The following is a 525-nucleotide window of genomic DNA, read 5'->3' as shown; positions in this document are numbered from 1 at the left end:
AGTATGGAGTACCTTGACCGCCCCGTCGACGTCCGTGTGTCGACCGACCGCATCCGTGAGTTCGCGCATGCCTCGGGTCAGGTCTATCTCTGCGCCTACAACTATTATGAATGGGAGCCTGTCGCCGTGGGGTGCCGCACCGATACGACGTGCCTGTTCCGGCAGGTGGGAGGCGACAACATCTTTATCGTGGCGGATTCTCCTGCGGCAGGGCAGCTCCGCTTCCTCACCGCCCCGTTTCATGCGGATGCACACGGGCATGTGCGCAAGTTCATCCCCCGGCCGGAACGGACGCAGGCATTTACGTTCCCGAAACTGAAAAGGCTGCTCAAGCGGCCTTACACGCTGCACTACTGGGATGTGGATGCGGCCGCGTTCTCGCCGTTGGAATACGGCGGCACCGCCGATTCCACGCAGAGCTATACGAACATTCCGGAGAATGCGCTGTTGTGGTTCACCGTGCCCGACCGCATCGTCAACCAGCGGGTGTTCTTTCTGGAAAACGACAGTGTGATAACCATGAAC

1 protein-coding gene is annotated in these 525 nt (G+C 60.0%); it reads right to left on the bottom strand.

All coding sequences use genetic code 11. From position 1 onward, the window contains the following. Positions 1 to 351: hypothetical protein (locus tag M1B78_RS18925; RefSeq protein WP_257941505.1), on the bottom strand; the 351-nt coding region annotated here is incomplete at its 3' end. Positions 352 to 525: the final 174 nt, after the last annotated feature.

The organism is Bacteroides muris (ex Fokt et al. 2023) (assembly GCF_024704895.1).
Lineage (GTDB): Bacteria > Bacteroidota > Bacteroidia > Bacteroidales > Bacteroidaceae > Bacteroides > Bacteroides muris.
The sequence above is the reverse complement of the archived record's forward strand: the minus strand, read 5'-3'. Positions and strand labels throughout refer to the sequence as shown.